General features: G+C 59.9%; 11 protein-coding genes. 6 read left to right on the top strand and 5 right to left on the bottom strand.

Annotated elements, in window-relative coordinates:
• The first annotated feature begins 31 nt into the window (after positions 1–31).
• The 4 genes from ABU178_RS09820 to ABU178_RS09805 all read left to right on the top strand — a co-directional run bounded on the left by ABU178_RS09820 (position 32) and on the right by ABU178_RS09805 (position 8,048).
• Entirely contained in the window at positions 32–1,210 is a 1,179-nt protein-coding gene (locus ABU178_RS09820) for a benzoate/H(+) symporter BenE family transporter (protein ID WP_397214284.1), read from the top strand.
• A gap of 189 nt (positions 1,211–1,399) precedes the next feature.
• Entirely contained in the window at positions 1,400–2,698 is a 1,299-nt protein-coding gene (locus tag ABU178_RS09815; RefSeq protein WP_397214282.1) for an SrfA family protein, read from the top strand.
• Between the two features lie 2 nt (positions 2,699–2,700).
• A complete protein-coding gene (locus ABU178_RS09810; protein WP_397214280.1) occupies positions 2,701–5,673 on the top strand; it encodes a virulence factor SrfB in 2,973 nt (990 codons plus the stop codon).
• A complete protein-coding gene (locus tag ABU178_RS09805; RefSeq protein ID WP_397214278.1) occupies positions 5,670–8,048 on the top strand; it encodes a virulence factor SrfC family protein in 2,379 nt (792 codons plus the stop codon). The genes ABU178_RS09810 and ABU178_RS09805 overlap by 4 nt, the downstream gene beginning before the upstream one ends.
• On the opposite strand, the gene ABU178_RS09800 is transcribed toward ABU178_RS09805, so the two are convergent.
• The 3 genes from ABU178_RS09800 to ABU178_RS09790 form a co-directional block, all read right to left on the bottom strand.
• The gene (locus ABU178_RS09800; protein ID WP_397214276.1) at positions 8,045–8,314 is read right to left on the bottom strand and encodes a barstar family protein; all 270 of its coding nucleotides are present in this window, start codon (positions 8,312–8,314) and stop codon (positions 8,045–8,047) included. The genes ABU178_RS09805 and ABU178_RS09800 overlap by 4 nt on opposite strands.
• 2 nt (positions 8,315–8,316) lie before the next feature.
• The gene (locus tag ABU178_RS09795; RefSeq protein WP_397214274.1) at positions 8,317–8,751 is read right to left on the bottom strand and encodes a ribonuclease domain-containing protein; all 435 of its coding nucleotides are present in this window, start codon (positions 8,749–8,751) and stop codon (positions 8,317–8,319) included.
• An 87-nt stretch (positions 8,752–8,838) separates the two neighbouring features.
• Entirely contained in the window at positions 8,839–9,183 is a 345-nt protein-coding gene (locus ABU178_RS09790; RefSeq protein WP_397214272.1) for a helix-turn-helix domain-containing protein, read from the bottom strand.
• A gap of 313 nt (positions 9,184–9,496) precedes the next feature.
• Between ABU178_RS09790 and ABU178_RS09785 the strand changes: the two genes are divergently transcribed.
• Complete coding sequence (locus tag ABU178_RS09785) at positions 9,497–10,642, top strand: efflux RND transporter periplasmic adaptor subunit (protein ID WP_397215764.1); 1,146 nt, start codon at positions 9,497–9,499, stop codon at positions 10,640–10,642.
• Positions 10,643–10,662: 20 nt separating this feature from the next.
• On the top strand, positions 10,663–13,815 hold the full coding sequence (gene oqxB / locus ABU178_RS09780) for a multidrug efflux RND transporter permease subunit OqxB (RefSeq protein ID WP_397214270.1): 3,153 nt from the start codon (positions 10,663–10,665) through the stop codon (positions 13,813–13,815).
• Between the two features lie 16 nt (positions 13,816–13,831).
• Here the strand turns inward: oqxB and ABU178_RS09775 are convergent, their stop codons facing one another.
• Both ABU178_RS09775 and ABU178_RS09770 read right to left on the bottom strand, forming a co-directional pair.
• Positions 13,832–14,317 carry an RrF2 family transcriptional regulator gene (locus ABU178_RS09775; protein WP_397214268.1) on the bottom strand — a complete coding sequence of 162 codons (486 nt, stop codon included), beginning with the start codon at positions 14,315–14,317 and terminating at the stop codon, positions 13,832–13,834.
• A gap of 183 nt (positions 14,318–14,500) precedes the next feature.
• A complete protein-coding gene (locus tag ABU178_RS09770; protein WP_397214266.1) occupies positions 14,501–15,682 on the bottom strand; it encodes an MFS transporter in 1,182 nt (393 codons plus the stop codon).
• Positions 15,683–15,865 lie beyond the last annotated feature (183 nt).

Raw genomic sequence — 15,865 nt, 5'->3', positions numbered from 1 at the left:
GAGCGTTATAACGCACAACCGGATTTCTGCGATGCATACGCTTACTTCACGTCACGGCTTCTCGTTTCCCCTGCTGGTGTCGGGCTTTATCGCTGTGCTGGTCGGCTACAGCAGCTCGGCGGCGATTATTTTTCAGGCAGCGCAGGCGGCAGGTGCCAGCCCGACGCAAATTGGCGGCTGGCTCTCGATGCTGGGCGTAGCGATGGGGATCACCTCGCTGGGGTTGTCGCTCTGGTATCGCATGCCGATCCTTACCGCCTGGTCGACGCCAGGCGCGGCGCTGCTGGCTACCAGCTTTCACGGCATTTCACTCAACGACGCGATCGGCGTGTTTATTTTCGCCAATGCGCTGATTGTGCTGAGCGGCGTAACCGGGCTGTTTGCCCGCGTGATGAACCATATCCCGCAGGCAATTGCCGCCGCGATGCTGGCCGGGATTCTGTTGCGTTTCGGGCTGGATGCCTTTGCCGGACTACAAAGTCATTTCGTCTTATGCGGCAGCATGTGCCTGGCCTGGCTGCTCAGTCGCCGCTGGCTGGCGCGTTATGCCATTCTCTGCACCCTGCTGGCGGGCGTTGCGATGGCGCTCTGGCAGGGCACCCTGCATTTTCCCGCGCAGGCGGTAAGCTTTGTTCTGCCCCACGCGGTAATGCCGCACTTTACCCTCTCCGCGCTAATCGGCATCGGGCTGCCTTATTTCCTCGTTACCATGGCGTCGCAAAATGCACCAGGTATCGTCAACTTGCAGGCGCACGGCTATACGCCCCCGGTTTCCTCGCTGATGAGCTGGACCGGTATCACCGCCCTGCTGCTTTCCCCGTTTGGCGGCTTCTCGGTGTGCGTGGCGGCGATTACCGCCGCTATCTGTATGGGCGAAGACGTTCATCCCGATGCGCGCCGTCGCTGGATCGCCTCGGCGCTGGCGGGTGGTTTTTATCTGCTGGCGGGGCTGTTCGGCGCGCTGATTGGCCTGCTGTTCAGCGCGCTGCCGCTGGTGTTGATCCAGACGCTGGCCGGACTGGCGCTGCTGGCGACCCTGGGCGGAAGTTTACAACGGGCGTTGGCTGAAGCCCATCAGCGCGATGCCGCGCTGATCACCTTTCTCATCACTGCCTCCGGCGTTTCGTTGCTGGGAATTGGCGCGGCGTTCTGGGGACTGGTTGGCGGAATGGCGGCGCATCTGCTGCTGTCGCGTCCGACGGCGAGCTGAATGGATCACAAGCGGCGGCGGCGCGCCGCTGCGCAATTAATCGCCAGGCAACCGATTAGCCCGGTAAAACCCACCCATTTATCCCCTTTTTCCGCCGTTTGATTGGTGATTGCCCGACGTAAAATCAGCTCAATCGCCGATAACACACGATTTTCTGCCTCAGACAACCTCAGATAAGGGCCAATACCGGTGGCAAAAACATTTCTTCGCAGCGGCAAACTGGATGCGGTACTGGCTTTGGGTGAAAATGGCCAGCCGGTTTATGCTTCTGCGCTGCAAATTCGCGAAACTCTGCGGCTGCGCCGCCAAACCACGCTGGCAAACTGTTTTGCCATCCCACAGCCGAACGACAAAGGCGACCGTCTCGACTGGTATGCGCCCTTCAGCGGCCGGGTAAAATCCTGGCTCGCCGCCAGCGACCATGAACGTCGCAGCGCATTACAGCAGCTGACCCTTAACCAGCAGGATGTCGCCACGCTCAGTGAAAACGCGCGCAATGCGGAAAATCCCGCCATGCGTCTGTTCGGCGCCCTGCTCAGCAAAAGCTTTCAGTTTCCCGATCAGCAATATGTCTACCTGGTAGACGGTAAACCGGTCATCACCTTCTGGGGATTTGTCGATCTGGACGCGCGTTCGCGTGCCGATGCGCTCGATTGCCTGCGTGAAACGCTGCATGAAGATCTGCCCACGCTGCTGCCGCCTGAATTCAACCAGCCTGCCGACGCGCCGGAGCCGGAAGTGGTGCCAGTCGTCGAGCCTGAGCCGCTGCCGGAACCCGCAGCTGAACAACCGACGCCGGTGCTTGCCGCCGAGCCGCGTCGCGCCCGCGCCCGCGTCGTGCGCGGATGGTGGGCATTGCCACCGGTGGCGATCGCCGCCGCCGCCGCGGTCACGCTGCTGCTACATTCGCCTGAGCCGGTAGCGCCCGCCGTTGCGCCGCAGCCTGTTTCCACACCGCAGCACGCACAGCCGCCTGCGGTCATGGCGTCCGCCATCCTGCTGGCGCAGACTCTGCCGGTAGCCAGCGCCACGGTCAGCGTTGAACCTGCGCCTTCTGCTACCCTTGCTAACGTCGAGACGCCGCCTTTGCCCACAGCGCCCGCTAAAGCGGACGATCTGGTGATGTCGCCTGACGCAGTACGCGTGGGATCGACAAAGTTTCTTGATGGCCGCTGGCGCGTTACCCTGCTGGAGACCAAACTGCCCACCGGCAAGCCGCCCAGCCTGCGTTATCAGTTTAAAAACGGCAAAGGCAGCGCGCTGGTGATCCAGGGCGACGGCATTCGCTGTAAGGCAGATATCACCACCGGGCTGATGAGCTCCGGTAATCTGGTGATTCGCAGCCGATACCCGGCACGTTGCAGCGACGGCTCGCGCTACCGTATGCCGCAGCTGTTCTGCAAACAGGGCGAAGGCGCGGCCAGCTGCGAAGCCCGCTACAGTGACGACCAGGTATTCCCGATGACGATTAAGCGTGAGAGTAAGTAACCATGTTGGCTCCCCTGATCGACGAAAAACAAAAAATCACGCTGATTGAAGACAGCGGTGTTCAGTTTCTTGATTTTGGCCTGCGCCTGGCGGCGCGCGATGCCCGCCGCCAGTTTGTGCGCCAGACCGCAAACGGCCCGCTGCTGCGCCTGAACGTGGATGGCAACAGCGGCAAATTTTTGCTCTATCCCGCCGACGGCGGCGCGCCGGAAGTGGTGCGTCCGGAGTCGGATATCGAACTCGCCGCCTCGCTGGCGTTGCTTACCGATTGCTGGCTGCCGCTGCCAGTGCTGCGCTACACCGCGCCGCGCCGTTTTATCGGCGGCCCGGAGAACTGGGCGCGCATGCGCCTTGTCGCGCTGGATCAGCCCGATGCGGCAGGCAACACTCATCGCGTCTCGGTGGCGTTTGACACCCGCCTGGCGGCCGCTGATGAAGGCGGCGAAACGCTCGGCCTGAGCGCGGCGGACGCGCAGAACGGCGTGAATTTCGCCCTCGCCTGGCACAACTATGAGCTGGGCGGTTTTCTTGACCTTACCTGGGTTGACGGCTGGCTGCGCGAAACCTTTACCGACCGCGTCACGCTGCACGAAGCGCGCCGCGAGCAGGAGATCGTGCAGGCGCTGCGTGAGTTCGAATATCAGGCGCACTACCTCAACCTGTTGGAGATGCTGGGCGAACAGCTGAAGCTGGACGAGATCCATATTCAGGCCGCCACGCTGCAGGCCCCGGCGGTGAACGTCGATATCATTCTTGATGTCGGCAACTCGCACACCTGCGGCATTCTGGTGGAAGATCATGCTGAAGAGAGCAACGGCCTGAAACAGACCTATGAATTGCAGCTGCGCGATCTGTCGCAGCCGCATCGGGTCTACAACGAAATGTTCGACAGCCGCGTGGAGTTTGCCGAGGCGCGCTTCGGCAAGGCTAACTTCTCGCTGGAGAGCGGGCGTGAAAATGCTTTTCTCTGGCCGTCGCTGACCCGCGTCGGGCGCGAAGCGAGCCGCCTCGCGCTGCAACGCGCCGGAACCGAAGGCACCACCGGAATTTCCAGCCCGCGTCGCTACCTTTGGGACGAAGCGCGCTATCAGCCAGGCTGGCGCTTTAATCAGACCGGCAATGCCGACGAGCCGATGGCCAGCGCCGCCCCTTTCACCACGCTGGTGAATGATGAAGGCCAGCCGCTTTATGCGCTGCCGATCGACGAACGCCTGCCGGTGTTTTCCGCCCACTACAGCCGCAGCTCGCTGATGACCTTTATGCTGTGCGAATTGCTGGCGCAGGCGATGATGCAGATGAACAGCGCGGCCCAGCGTCAGCGGATGCCGCAGAGCCTGGCGCCGCGCCAGCTGCGCCATGTGATTCTGACGCTGCCGTCGGCGATGCCGAAGCCGGAGCGTGAAATTTTCCGTCGCCGCATGCAGGAGGCGATCGCGCTGGTATGGAAAGCGGAAGGCTGGCACGCTGCGGATGAGCCGTTTACCGAAGAAAGCATCCGCCGCTGCCGCAAACCGGTGCCGGACGTGCAGATGGAGTGGGATGAAGCGACCTGCGGTCAGATGGTCTGGCTGTTTAACGAGACCCAGGTGAACTTTGCCGGACGCGCAGAAGCCTTTTTCTCCAGCATGGTGCGCCCGGATCGTCCGCTGGATAGTGACGAGCTGCCGGGTAAAAGCCTGCGTATCGCCTCGATCGATATTGGCGGCGGCACCACCGACCTCGCCATTACGCAATATCGCCTCGATGACGGCCAGGGCAACAACGTTAAAATTACCCCGCGCCTGCTGTTCCGTGAAGGCTTCAAGGTGGCCGGCGACGACATTCTGCTGGATGTGATTCAGATCTGGATCCTGCCTGCGCTGCAAAGCGCGCTACAGAAAGCGGGCCTCAGCCTGGCGGAACCGGTAATGACCCGGCTGTTCGGCTACGACAGCCGCATGGATGGACAGGCGACCCTGCGTCAGCAGGCGACGCTGCAACTCTTTATTCCGCTGGCGCAGGCGGTGCTGGAGCGCTATGAAAGCTGGGATCCGCTGGAGAGCCATGCGGAGATCAACGCGCTGTTCGGCGAGCTGCTGCCGCAGCGGCCCGGCGATGCGGTGCTCGGCTTCATCAACGGCGAAATTCAGCGCGCGCTGGGCAGCGATGCCCGCTTCGACCTGCTTGAGGTTCCGCTGGTGGTAAGTCTGGCGCAGCTGCATGCGGAATTTTTACAGCACCGTATGACCATTATTCCGGCGCTGCGTGCGATGTGTGAAGTGGTTTCCCTTTATCAGTGCGACGTGCTGCTGCTGACCGGAAGGCCGTCGCGCTTCCCCGGCATTCAGGCGCTGGTGCGCCATTTGCAACCGCTGCCGGGCAGCCGCATTCTTTCGCTGGAAGGCTATCACACCAGCGACTGGTATCCCTTTAACAAACAGGGGCGCATCGACAATCCGAAATCCACCGCCGCGGTGGGCGCCATGCTCTGCCTGCTGGCGCTGGATCTGCGCCTGAGCAGCTTCTGGTTCCGCGCCGGTGATTTCGAGCCGTACTCCACTATTCGTTATCTCGGCATGCTGGATGAAAACCAGGCGCTCAGCGACGATAATCTCTGTTACAGCGAGATCGACCTGGACGACAGCTGCTACGGCCTGGAGCGCAAAGCCAGCTTCCGCATTCGCGGCAATGTCTGCCTCGGCTTCCGTCAGCTCGATAACGACCGCTGGCCCGCCTCGCCGCTTTACAGTCTGTCGATCACTGACGCGGCGTTGGCGCGCAAGGTAGCAGGCGAAAGCGTGCTGCGCGTCAAGCTGGCAGTGAAGCCCGGCCCGGACGCGCTCGGCCCGGAGCGCTTTGTGCTGAGCGATGCCCGTCTCGATGACGGCACGCGCGTGCCGCTTGAGCAGCTGAGCCTGAAACTGAACACCCTCTCCGCGACGGGCAATGCCAACGCGCAATACTGGATTGACAGCGGGAGCGTCTATAAAAAATGAGAACTGTCAGAGCAAAACAACCGCAAAACCTGCTCAGCAAACGCCTGACCGCCTTGCAGGAGAGCCTGAGCGGCAGCCTGAGCTGGGTGGAAAGCTACCGTCAACATACGCCGCGCCTGGCGCTGGAGGCGGAGACCCTGACCGTGAAGCTGCGCCGCGCCCGTTTTCAGGCGGCGACGCTGGCTCAACAGCTGGCGCGCCCGGCGACGCTGGCGCTGTATGGCCAGTCACAGGCGGGAAAAGCCTGGCTGCTGAGCGAAATGGTCGCCGACGCCCAGGGCCAGCTCATCACCCGACTGGGCGAGAAATCCCTGAACTATTTCAGCCATATCAATCCGGGCAACCTGGATTTTGCTGCCGCCACGCGCTTCAGTCATCAGCGGGAACCGCTTTCCGAACAGTGGCCGGTGGAGCTGGAGCTGCTGAACGAGGCGGAAATCCTGCGACTGCTGACTGGCGTGGCCGATGCCGCTGCGATACCCGATGTGCGCCAGATCGAAAGCACCCTGAAAAAGTTACAGCGTCACAAGGTGTCGGAGGGCGTTGCCGGGCTGGAAAGCGATGCGCTGGTCGCTCTCTGGGCCTGGTGCCGACGCAACCGTCCTCATCGCGATCTGCTGGATCGCCATTTCTGGCCGCAGGCGATTGAGCTTGCTCCCTGGCTCAGCGTTGACGATCGCGCCGAGCTGTTCGCTCTGCTCTGGCCGCAGCAGCCTGAACTCACGGAAACCTGGCGCATGCTGGTGCATCAGCGCCATCAGCTGCGTAACTGCCAGCGTCTGCTGGCGCCGGTTAGCCTGCTGGTGGATGCGTCACAGCTACCGGCGGAGCGCCTGATCGCCAGCGGCGCGGAAAGCGATACGGCGGAGCCGATCGACGTTTGTCCGTTAGCAGGCCTGCGCATCGGCAAACCACAAACCGTGGCGTTGGGCACGTTGATGCTGCTGACCCGTGAACTGGTGATCCCGCTCAGCTCCACGCCGCGTCAGGCGCTCTACGATGACGCCGATATGCTGGAACTGCCAGCGCCCGGCGTGCCGATGGATGAAAACGTGGCGGAGGATCGTCGTCTGCTGACGGCACGCGATCCGCTACGCGCCAGCCTGCTGGAAATGAAGCGCGCTCTGCTGCCCGGCTGGTATGCCGAGCGTCAGGGAATTGATTTACTGCTGGTTTGTACTGCCGCCAGCCAGCGTCAGGATGCCGAACTCGCCAGCCAGGTGCTGCGTGAATGGCACCTTCACCAGCCCGCGTTGCAGAGCGGCGAAAAGCCGCGCCTGATCTGGGCGATCACCGCCTGGGACGCGCGCCATCAGCAGCATAACGTTGATGAGGCGGTACAGCGCCAGATTGGTCAACCCGGCCAGAGCTGGGGATCGATGCTGGCACTGGATCGTGCCGGGGTGGAGCGCATGAGCGAATGGTTGAGCAGCGAAATGCAGCCGGAAGGTCGCCGGGAAAAACTCGCAGCCCAGCTGACGCACCTGCAAACGGCGGTGGTGGATCGGCTGCTGGCCCCCTGGACCGAGACGGAAGCCAATGCCCAGCAGGCAGCAAAAAAACAGGCAATTGCCGATACCCTGCTGAAATGTTTGCAGCATCGTACGGGTCTGCACGGCGAACTGCTGGAGCGTTTACAGCCCGCACGTGATGCGCTGCGTCAGCTCTGGCTGATGCCGCAGGAGAGCGGCGAACGCTTCACGGCCACGGCCCCCGCTTCCACCCAGCCCCATTTCGGCATCGGTTTTGAATTCGATCTTTTCAGCGACTCCCCTTTTGAAGCGGAACGCATCGCTTCCGAGCAGAGCCAGAGCATTGAGCAACGTTTCGGCCAGCAGGTACTGACGCTGTGGCTCGGCCACTTGCGCCAGCTGCCGGAAAATCCCGGTCTGCTGACGCTGCTGAATATTGATAAGGCCACGCTGGAGATGCTGGTCGAGGAGCTGATTACCGCCAGTTTCCGCCTCGGTATCGCGGAAAAATTGCAGCAGGCGCTGCACGAGCCGGACGCACAGCAGGCGAGCCACGACGCCCGCGCCGATCGTCAGGTGTCGCGCGCGATGACGGTACTGGGGGATTTTGTCGCCTGGCTCGGCTTTTTGCAGCGTCCGGAAGCGGAACGGCCCGCCAGCCGCGTGAATCGCGGCCAGAAGATTTTTTCTCGCCCGCCTGCCCCCAGCGTCAATTTTGCTGCCGGTCAGCGACTGACGCGGCTCTCGGCGGCACCAGCTAACCATACCGCCTTCTATATTTATGACTGGCTGGTTGGGCTGAATACCCTGATCGTGGAAAACAACGGCTTTACCGGCGGCGGCGAGCTGCCGGTTGAGGCGCGCGAGGTGCTCAACGCGCTGCTGAAGCCGCTGCGCAATTAATCGAGCGTCACCTGCAATTCGCCGTCGAGGGATGCGACGGCTTCCTGCATCAGGGTAATCACCTCATAAAACTGCGTGGGATCCGCATGCTCCGCAAGATGCCGTAGCCGGATATGCGCTGGCAGCGTCATGCCGCCAGTGAGCCAGTCCCAGAGCGCATCAAGATTGTTACCAAAGGTAAAAGGCCCGTTGCTCTGGCGAATAAGCTGCCGGTAAAGATCCTGGCGATCCTCCAGCTGACGAAAATCGAGCGTAATAATCAGCATGGTTACGGTACCTTTTTAAAGCTGCGGTAGTGGTCGGTGGTGAGCAGAATCAGTCCGTCCGAGGAGTACAGCAGACGATCCGCATTGCGATGACCGCAGCGGTAATTGACGTCCGCCTCATACCACTGACGTCCCGCTTGCTGAGGCAACCGTTTTTCACGGTTGCTGAAGCGATCGCCGCCTATTGCCTTGCCCGGCAGCACCTCGCAAAGGTTGCCCTTCCCGGCATCCCACCCCTGACGGCGCGCCGCGTTTTTGCTGATGTAATAATCGGGTAGCTGATGATGCTGCTGTAGCCAGCTGGCCACGCGCGTGGCGTCGGTCAGCGCGCTGATGGATTCTCCGGCAGAGCTTGAAGCCGGTTTGAAATGCGGTTTAAGCCCCGCCCAGCAGACCGCCAGGACAATGATGAGCCCAATCCAGAGTTTTTTCGACATAGTGGCATCCCTGAGAAAAGGATGCAGATGATAGCAGCTTTCCCGGCTGCATATAACGCGGGCCGGCGATGCCGGCCCCAGCGGGGACTACTGCATAATCTGCGGCTGCGTGCTGTGACGTCGCCATGCGCCCGGTGCCACGCCGAACTGACGCTTGAAGCTGCGGTTAAAGGACTGCTGTGAGTCAAATCCCAGAGAAATAGCCACGTTGAGGATAGGTTCGTTGCTATTACTCAGCCGATCTGCCGATTTTTTCAGTTTTTTCGCCCGGATATACTCACCCAGCGGATGCCCGGTGTGCTCTTTGAACATGCGTTGCAGGTGCCACTTGGAGTATCCCGCGCGCTCTGCCACGGTGTCGAGATCCAGTCGGGCTTCAATATTGTTGTCGATCCAGCTAATCAGATCGTGAATAAATGCGTCGCTCATCATCCCATTTTCTCCCGTCGTTATGACGAACAGTATTAGTATCTGTTGCAGTTACACTTTAAAGGTGACTGACTATGACACTAAATGCAAGTTCTATTATTGCATTAAATGCCGCACTTCCCGTAGGGGCTTTCCGCTTGCCGTTGCAACAAGCGCAGCGTGCCGGACAAAACCGCACATAAAGTGTATCAGATATTCTTGCAGTTATTGAAGGGCTGTTCCTACAATCGCTGCGATAAATGTATTCGTTCAAATTACACTTTCGGCCGCAGGGCCGTCACTTTTGACAAGCGGAATCATGATTATGAAGCTGCATATGAATTGGGTAAGTCAGGTTTCAGGCCTGCTGGGAATGGCGCTGCTGACGGGGATTATTGCTGGCTGTGATGATGGCGTGGCGCAAAACGCCCCGCCGCCGCCGGAAGTCAGCGTTGCCAGCGTGATTGTTAAACCGGTGAGCCAGTGGGATAGCTTCAACGGCCGCGTGGAAGCGGTGGAGAGCGTTCAGCTGCGGCCACGCGTCACCGGCTACATCGATAAAGTGAATTACCGCGAAGGTGAAGAGGTAAAAAAAGGTCAGGTGCTGTTTACCATTGATGACCGCACGTGGCGCGCCGCGCTGGAGCAGGCCCAGGCGGAGCTGGCACGGGCGCGCAGTGAAGCAAGCCTCGCACGCAGCGAGTCGGCGCGCACGGAAAAGCTGATCGGCTCGCTGGCGGTTTCCCGCGAACAGTGGGAACAACGGCGATCCGCCGCCAGCCAGGCGCAGGCGCAGGTGCTCTCTGCGGCGGCGGCGGTAGATATGGCACAGCTTAATCTCGATTTTACTCGCGTGATCGCGCCTATCGTTGGCCGCGCCAGCCGGGCGATGATCACCGCAGGCAACCTGGTCACCGCAGGCGACAGCGCCAGCGTGCTCACCACGCTGGTTTCGCAGGATCGCATGTACGTCTACTTCGACGTGGATGAAAGCACTTATCTGCACTATCAGTCGATGACGCGTCAGGGGCAGCATCGCAGCACCCTGCCGGTGGAGGTGGCGCTGGTGGGCGAAGAGAATTTCCCCCACCGTGGCAGCGTCGATTTTCTCGATAACCAGCTCACCGCCAGCACCGGCACCATCCGCATGCGCGCCCTGCTTGATAACCAGCAGCGCCTGCTGACTCCCGGTCTCTTTGCGCGCGTGCGCCTGCCGGGCAGCGCCGAGTTTCAGGCGCTGCTGATCGACGATAAGGCGGTGCTGACCGATCAGGATCGCAAATATGTCTATGTGCTGGATGCGCAGGGAAAAGCGCAGCGCCGCGATATTCAGCCCGGCGCGATGGCGGACGGATTGCGCATCATTGAGCAGGGTCTGAAGCCGGACGATCGGGTGATCGTCAATGGAGTGCAAAAAGTCTTTATGCCCGGAATGACTGTTACTGCGCGGCAGGTCGCCATGCGCGCCGCCACTGCTCGCTAATCTCGCCAGGGACCACGACTATGGACTTTTCCCGCTTTTTTATCGATCGGCCGATTTTTGCCGCCGTGCTGTCGATTCTGTTTTTTGTCACCGGGCTGATCGCCATTCCGCTGCTGCCGGTCAGTGAATATCCCGACGTAGTGCCGCCCAGCGTGCAGGTGCGCGCCGAATACCCCGGCGCTAACCCGAAAGCGATCGCCGATTCGGTCGCCACGCCGCTGGAGGAAGCGATAAACGGCGTGGAAAATATGATGTATATGAAGTCGGTCGCCGGATCCGACGGCGTGCTGGTCACTACCGTGACCTTTCGTCCCGGCACCGATCCCGATCAGGCGCAGGTGCAGGTGCAAAACCGCGTGGCGCAGGCGGAAGCGCGGCTGCCGGAAGATGTGCGTCGTCTCGGCATTACCACACAGAAACAGTCGCCGACCCTGACGCTGGTGGTGCATCTTTTCTCGCCGCACGGCAAATATGATTCTCTTTACCTGCGCAACTACGCCACTTTGAAAATAAAGGATGAGCTGGCGCGGCTGCCGGGCGTAGGCCAGATACAGATTTTCGGCGCGGGCGAATATGCGATGCGCGTCTGGCTTGATCCCAACAAGGTAGCCGCGCGCGGCCTCACCGCCTCGGATGTGGTGAGCGCGATGCAGGAGCAGAACGTGCAGGTCTCTGCCGGTCAGCTGGGGGCCGAGCCGCTGGCGAAACAGAGCGATTTTCTGCTCAGCATCAACACTCAGGGCCGCCTGCAAACGGAACAGCAGTTCGGCGATATTATTCTGAAATCCTCTGAGGATGGTTCATTAGTCAGGCTGCGCGACGTGGCGCGCATTGAGATGGGTTCCGGCAGCTACGCCCTGCGCTCGCAGTTGAACAATAAAGATGCTGTCGGCATCGGTATTTTTCAGGCGCCGGGAGCTAACGCCATCGATCTTTCCAACGCCGTGCGGGCAAAAATGGATGAACTGGCGACCCGCTTTCCCGAAGATGTGCAGTGGGCTGCGCCGTACGATCCTACTATCTTTGTACGCGACTCCATCAAGGCGGTGGTTCAGACGCTGCTGGAAGCGGTGGCGCTGGTGGTGCTGGTGGTGATTCTGTTTCTGCAAACCTGGCGCGCATCGATTATTCCGCTGCTGGCGGTGCCGGTTTCCATCGTCGGCACCTTCAGCGTGCTCTACCTGCTCGGCTTTTCGCTAAATACCCTGAGTCTGTTCGGGCTGGTGCTGGCGATCGGTATTGTGGTGGACGACGCCATTGTGGTGGTGGAGAACGTTGAGCGTAACATTGAAGAGGGTTTGACGCCGCGCGAGGCGGCGCATCAGGCGATGCGCGAGGTATCCGGTCCCATTATCGCCATTGCCCTGGTGCTCTGCGCGGTGTTTGTGCCGATGGCGTTTCTCTCTGGCGTCACCGGACAATTTTATAAGCAGTTCGCGGTGACTATCGCTATCTCAACGGTGATTTCCGCCATTAACTCGTTGACCCTTTCCCCGGCGCTGGCGGCGAAACTGCTGCGCGATCATCGGGCGCCAAAGGATTTGCCCTCGCGCCTGATCGATCGTCTGCTCGGCTGGCTTTTCCGACCTTTTAACCGCTTTTTCCAGCGCAGCTCAGATGGCTATCAGTCCGTGGTGGCCAAAACGCTACACCGGCGCGGCGCGGTATTTGCCGTGTATGTGCTGCTGTTGGCCGGGGCCGGCTGGGTGTTTCACACTGTGCCGGGCGGTTTTATCCCCACTCAGGACAAGCTTTATCTGATTGGCGGCGTGAAAATGCCGGAAGGCTCCTCGCTGGCGCGCACCGATGAGATGATCCGCGCGATGAGCGAGATCGGCATGAAAACTCAAGGCGTCGAATATGCCGTGGCGTTTCCTGGCCTGAACGTGTTGCAGTTTACTAATACCCCTAATACCGGCACGGTGTTTTTCGGCCTGAAGCCGTTCCGCGAGCGTAACAAAAGCGCCGTGGAGATTAATGCGGAGCTCAATGCGAAAATCAGCCGCCTGCAACAGGGGTTCGGCTTCTCGATTATGCCGCCGCCGATTCTCGGGCTGGGCCAGGGGTCCGGTTATTCGTTGTATGTGCAGGATCGCGCCGGGCTGGGATACGGGGCACTGCAAAGCGCCATCAATACCCTTTCCGGCGGGGTGATGCAGACGCCGGGCATGCAATATCCCATCTCTTCCTATCAGGCCAACGTGCCGCAGCTGGATGTGCAGGTTGACCGCGATAAGGCCAAGGCGCAGGGCGTCTCGCTCACCGACCTGTTCGCCACCCTGCAAACCTACCTCGGCTCCTCTTACGTTAATGATTTTAACCTGTTTGGTCGTACCTGGCGCGTGATGGCGCAGGCTGACGGGGCGTTTCGCGACAGCGTGGAGGATATCGCCAACCTGCGCACCCGCAACGATCGCGGCGAGATGGTTCCCATCGGCAGCATGGTGCATATCACTACCACTTATGGTCCCGATCCAGTGATTCGCTACAACGGCTATCCGGCGGCAGACCTGATTGGCGATGCCGATCCGCGCGTGCTCTCCTCGGCGCAGGCGATGAAGAAAGTTGAAGCGATGGCCAGTGGACTGCTGCCAAACGGAATGAATATCGAATGGACCGATCTCAGCTTTCAGCAATCCAGCCAGGGCAACACAGCATTGATTGTTTTCCCGGTGGCCGTGCTGTTGGCTTTCCTGGTGCTGGCCGCGCTGTATGAGAGCTGGACGCTGCCGCTGGCGGTGATTCTGATCGTCCCGGTGACCATGCTCTCCGCCCTGGTCGGCGTCTGGCTGACCGGCGGTGATAACAATGTGTTCGTCCAGGTCGGGCTGGTGGTATTGATGGGGCTGGCCTGCAAGAACGCCATTCTTATCGTCGAGTTCGCCCGTGAGCTGGAGCTGCAAGGGAAAGGGATTGTGGAAGCGGCGCTACAGGCGTGTCGTCTGCGTTTGCGGCCCATCGTGATGACCTCTATCGCCTTTATCGCCGGTACCGTGCCGCTGATTTTAGGTGAAGGCGCAGGCGCTGAAGTGCGTGGCGTCACCGGCATTACCGTGTTCTCCGGCATGCTGGGCGTCACGCTGTTCGGCCTGTTTCTGACGCCGGTATTCTATGTCACGCTGCGTAAGTGGGTGACGCGCAAGGCGCCTGAGACAACGCTGCAAACCGCATAAAATAAAAAGGGCCGCATCAGCGGCCCTTTTTACAGAGATCTTCAATGTCAGGTTCGGGCAAGGGTGTGCAGTTGCTGGTGTCGCGCTGTTTAAGTTCGTTAAGCGCATCCGCCACGGTGCGTTTTTCCAGCACGTCCAGCGACGCCTGCTCGGCTTCGTTCGCAATGGCTTTGAAATACCAGCAGACGTTGGCGCTGACTAAACAGCGCGGCGCGACGTCAGGTCGCGATGCCCAAAGTTTTTTATCTTCAATCACGGAGACATAGATATCACGCAGCGTGATCTGATCGGCCGGACGACCAAGATGAATCGAGCCGGTTCGTCCCAGCGTCGAGACAATAATGCCGTCGCGCGTTAGCGGAACCATTAACTTACGTATAAAGCTGGGATTGGCTTCAAGGCCGTAGGCGAGGATGGCACTGGTAGAGCGTTTTCCCATCTGCTCCGCCATCGCTACGCTCAAAACCATCTGCAAAGCTGTCGGGAAGCGGTAATCAAGCATTTCTGTTTCCTGAGTTGCGGCGCATCTTATTGTATTTGTTACCGCGGCGGTGAATAAGCATTGAGCAATAAATATAACAAACACTGTTGCTTTTTAGAAGCCGGAGCGCACAGGATGGCACGTATTCACCAAACCGGTTCGGCTTATCTTGAGCAACTTCACGGTTGCGCCCTTTTCTGCCGCTTATGCCAGCACCGGACGTGACGGCAGCGCTTTTTTCAGCATTATAACCAGCATCACATTTACCACCGCCAGCCCACACAGCAGCCAGAGCGTGGCGGACGGACCCAGCACTTCAAAAACATAGCCACCCGCTAAAGGCGTCAGCGCCTGCCCAATCAGAGCCGGGCGCGCCATTCTTCCCACCACCACGGCGTACTCTTCCGGTTTGACCATAGTAAGCGGTAAAGTTCCACGCACAATGGCGCGCAGGCCGTTTCCTGCGCCATAAAGCACCATGCTGAGCAGCGCCATATGGGGAAAGATGGCCAGCAGTATCAGCCCGATGGCCACGAATCCCACGGAAAAAAAAGTTGTCCAGATGGGATGTCCGCGCTTAAAGGCGATATCCACGATACGCGAACCGACCTGACAAGGGCCGAGGATAGCGCTGATGCCCAGCGCGGCGGCCAGCGAATAGCCATTGGCCTGTAAAAGCGTGATCAGCTGTACTGAAATAGCGGTCATGATTACCGAGGCCAGAGTAAAGATGGCGCATAGCAACCAGAACAAACGCGGCGCAATGGCGACCGGCTGCGATTTGTCGCCGCGCGCCCGCTTCTGCACGTTGCCCTGCACCACAGGCAAGGCGTAAAGATAGATGGGGAATACGGTGAGACAAAGCAGCGCGGCAATGGCGAAACAGGCGCCGCGCCAGTCGAGCCAGTGGATCAACAAGGCGGTGCCCGGCCAGACCAGGGTAGTGCAAAAGCCGGAAATCAGGGTGATGCCAGTGATGGCGCCGCGCGCGAAGCCGCCATATATCGTTCCCAGCACAGCAAACAGCGCATCGTACAGGCCCATCGCCATCCCGATGCCAATAATTACCCACGCGAACAGGAAAAGCGTCAGCGTATGGCTGATGCCCATCAGCACCAGTCCCAACGCCATCACTGCCCCGCTCAACGCAAGCAACAGGCGACCGCCGGAACGGGCGATAATGCGTCCGCTAAGAGGTGCCAGCAAACCCGAAACCAGAATCCCGGTGGAAAGCGCGGCGTAGACCCACTGCTGTGACCAGCCGGTCTCTTTTGCTATCGGCGCAGCCATTACAGCCATTAAATAAAAGGAACCGCCCCACGACAGAATCTGTACTATGCCCAGCAAAATAATGGCGAGCGTGCCGGGTTTTGTTTGTTGCTCCACGTTCCGATCCTGATAACCACATAAGGCCTTTTTATAACATGTTACTACATAAGGAAAAACCGCTAACCGCCATGGCCAGACAGAAATTTCATACTGCTTTGCTTTCTGGTGGGGCACATTGTTGATTGGAGGGTTTATTATTTGCATGTTGTAACTATAAAAGTTCTTGTAATGCCTGACTTG

This window comes from Pantoea osteomyelitidis (assembly GCF_044342975.1).
In the GTDB taxonomy this organism is placed as follows: Bacteria; Pseudomonadota; Gammaproteobacteria; order Enterobacterales; family Enterobacteriaceae; genus Pantoea; species Pantoea osteomyelitidis.
Note: the sequence above shows the minus strand (reverse complement) of the source record. Positions and strands in the feature narration are given on the sequence as shown.

What these genes read in the sequence shown, in the direction of transcription:
- ABU178_RS09800 (WP_397214276.1), bottom strand. Translation starts at nt 8,314, where the DNA reads ATGCTGATTATTACGCTCGATTTTCGTCAGCTGGAGGATCGCCAGGAT.
- oqxB (WP_397214270.1), top strand. Translation starts at nt 10,663, where the DNA reads ATGGACTTTTCCCGCTTTTTTATCGATCGGCCGATTTTTGCCGCCGTG.
- ABU178_RS09810 (WP_397214280.1), top strand. Translation starts at nt 2,701, where the DNA reads ATGTTGGCTCCCCTGATCGACGAAAAACAAAAAATCACGCTGATTGAA.
- ABU178_RS09775 (WP_397214268.1), bottom strand. Translation starts at nt 14,317, where the DNA reads ATGCTTGATTACCGCTTCCCGACAGCTTTGCAGATGGTTTTGAGCGTA.
- ABU178_RS09790 (WP_397214272.1), bottom strand. Translation starts at nt 9,183, where the DNA reads ATGATGAGCGACGCATTTATTCACGATCTGATTAGCTGGATCGACAAC.
- ABU178_RS09820 (WP_397214284.1), top strand. Translation starts at nt 32, where the DNA reads ATGCATACGCTTACTTCACGTCACGGCTTCTCGTTTCCCCTGCTGGTG.
- ABU178_RS09795 (WP_397214274.1), bottom strand. Translation starts at nt 8,751, where the DNA reads ATGTCGAAAAAACTCTGGATTGGGCTCATCATTGTCCTGGCGGTCTGC.
- ABU178_RS09805 (WP_397214278.1), top strand. Translation starts at nt 5,670, where the DNA reads ATGAGAACTGTCAGAGCAAAACAACCGCAAAACCTGCTCAGCAAACGC.
- ABU178_RS09785 (WP_397215764.1), top strand. Translation starts at nt 9,497, where the DNA reads ATGAATTGGGTAAGTCAGGTTTCAGGCCTGCTGGGAATGGCGCTGCTG.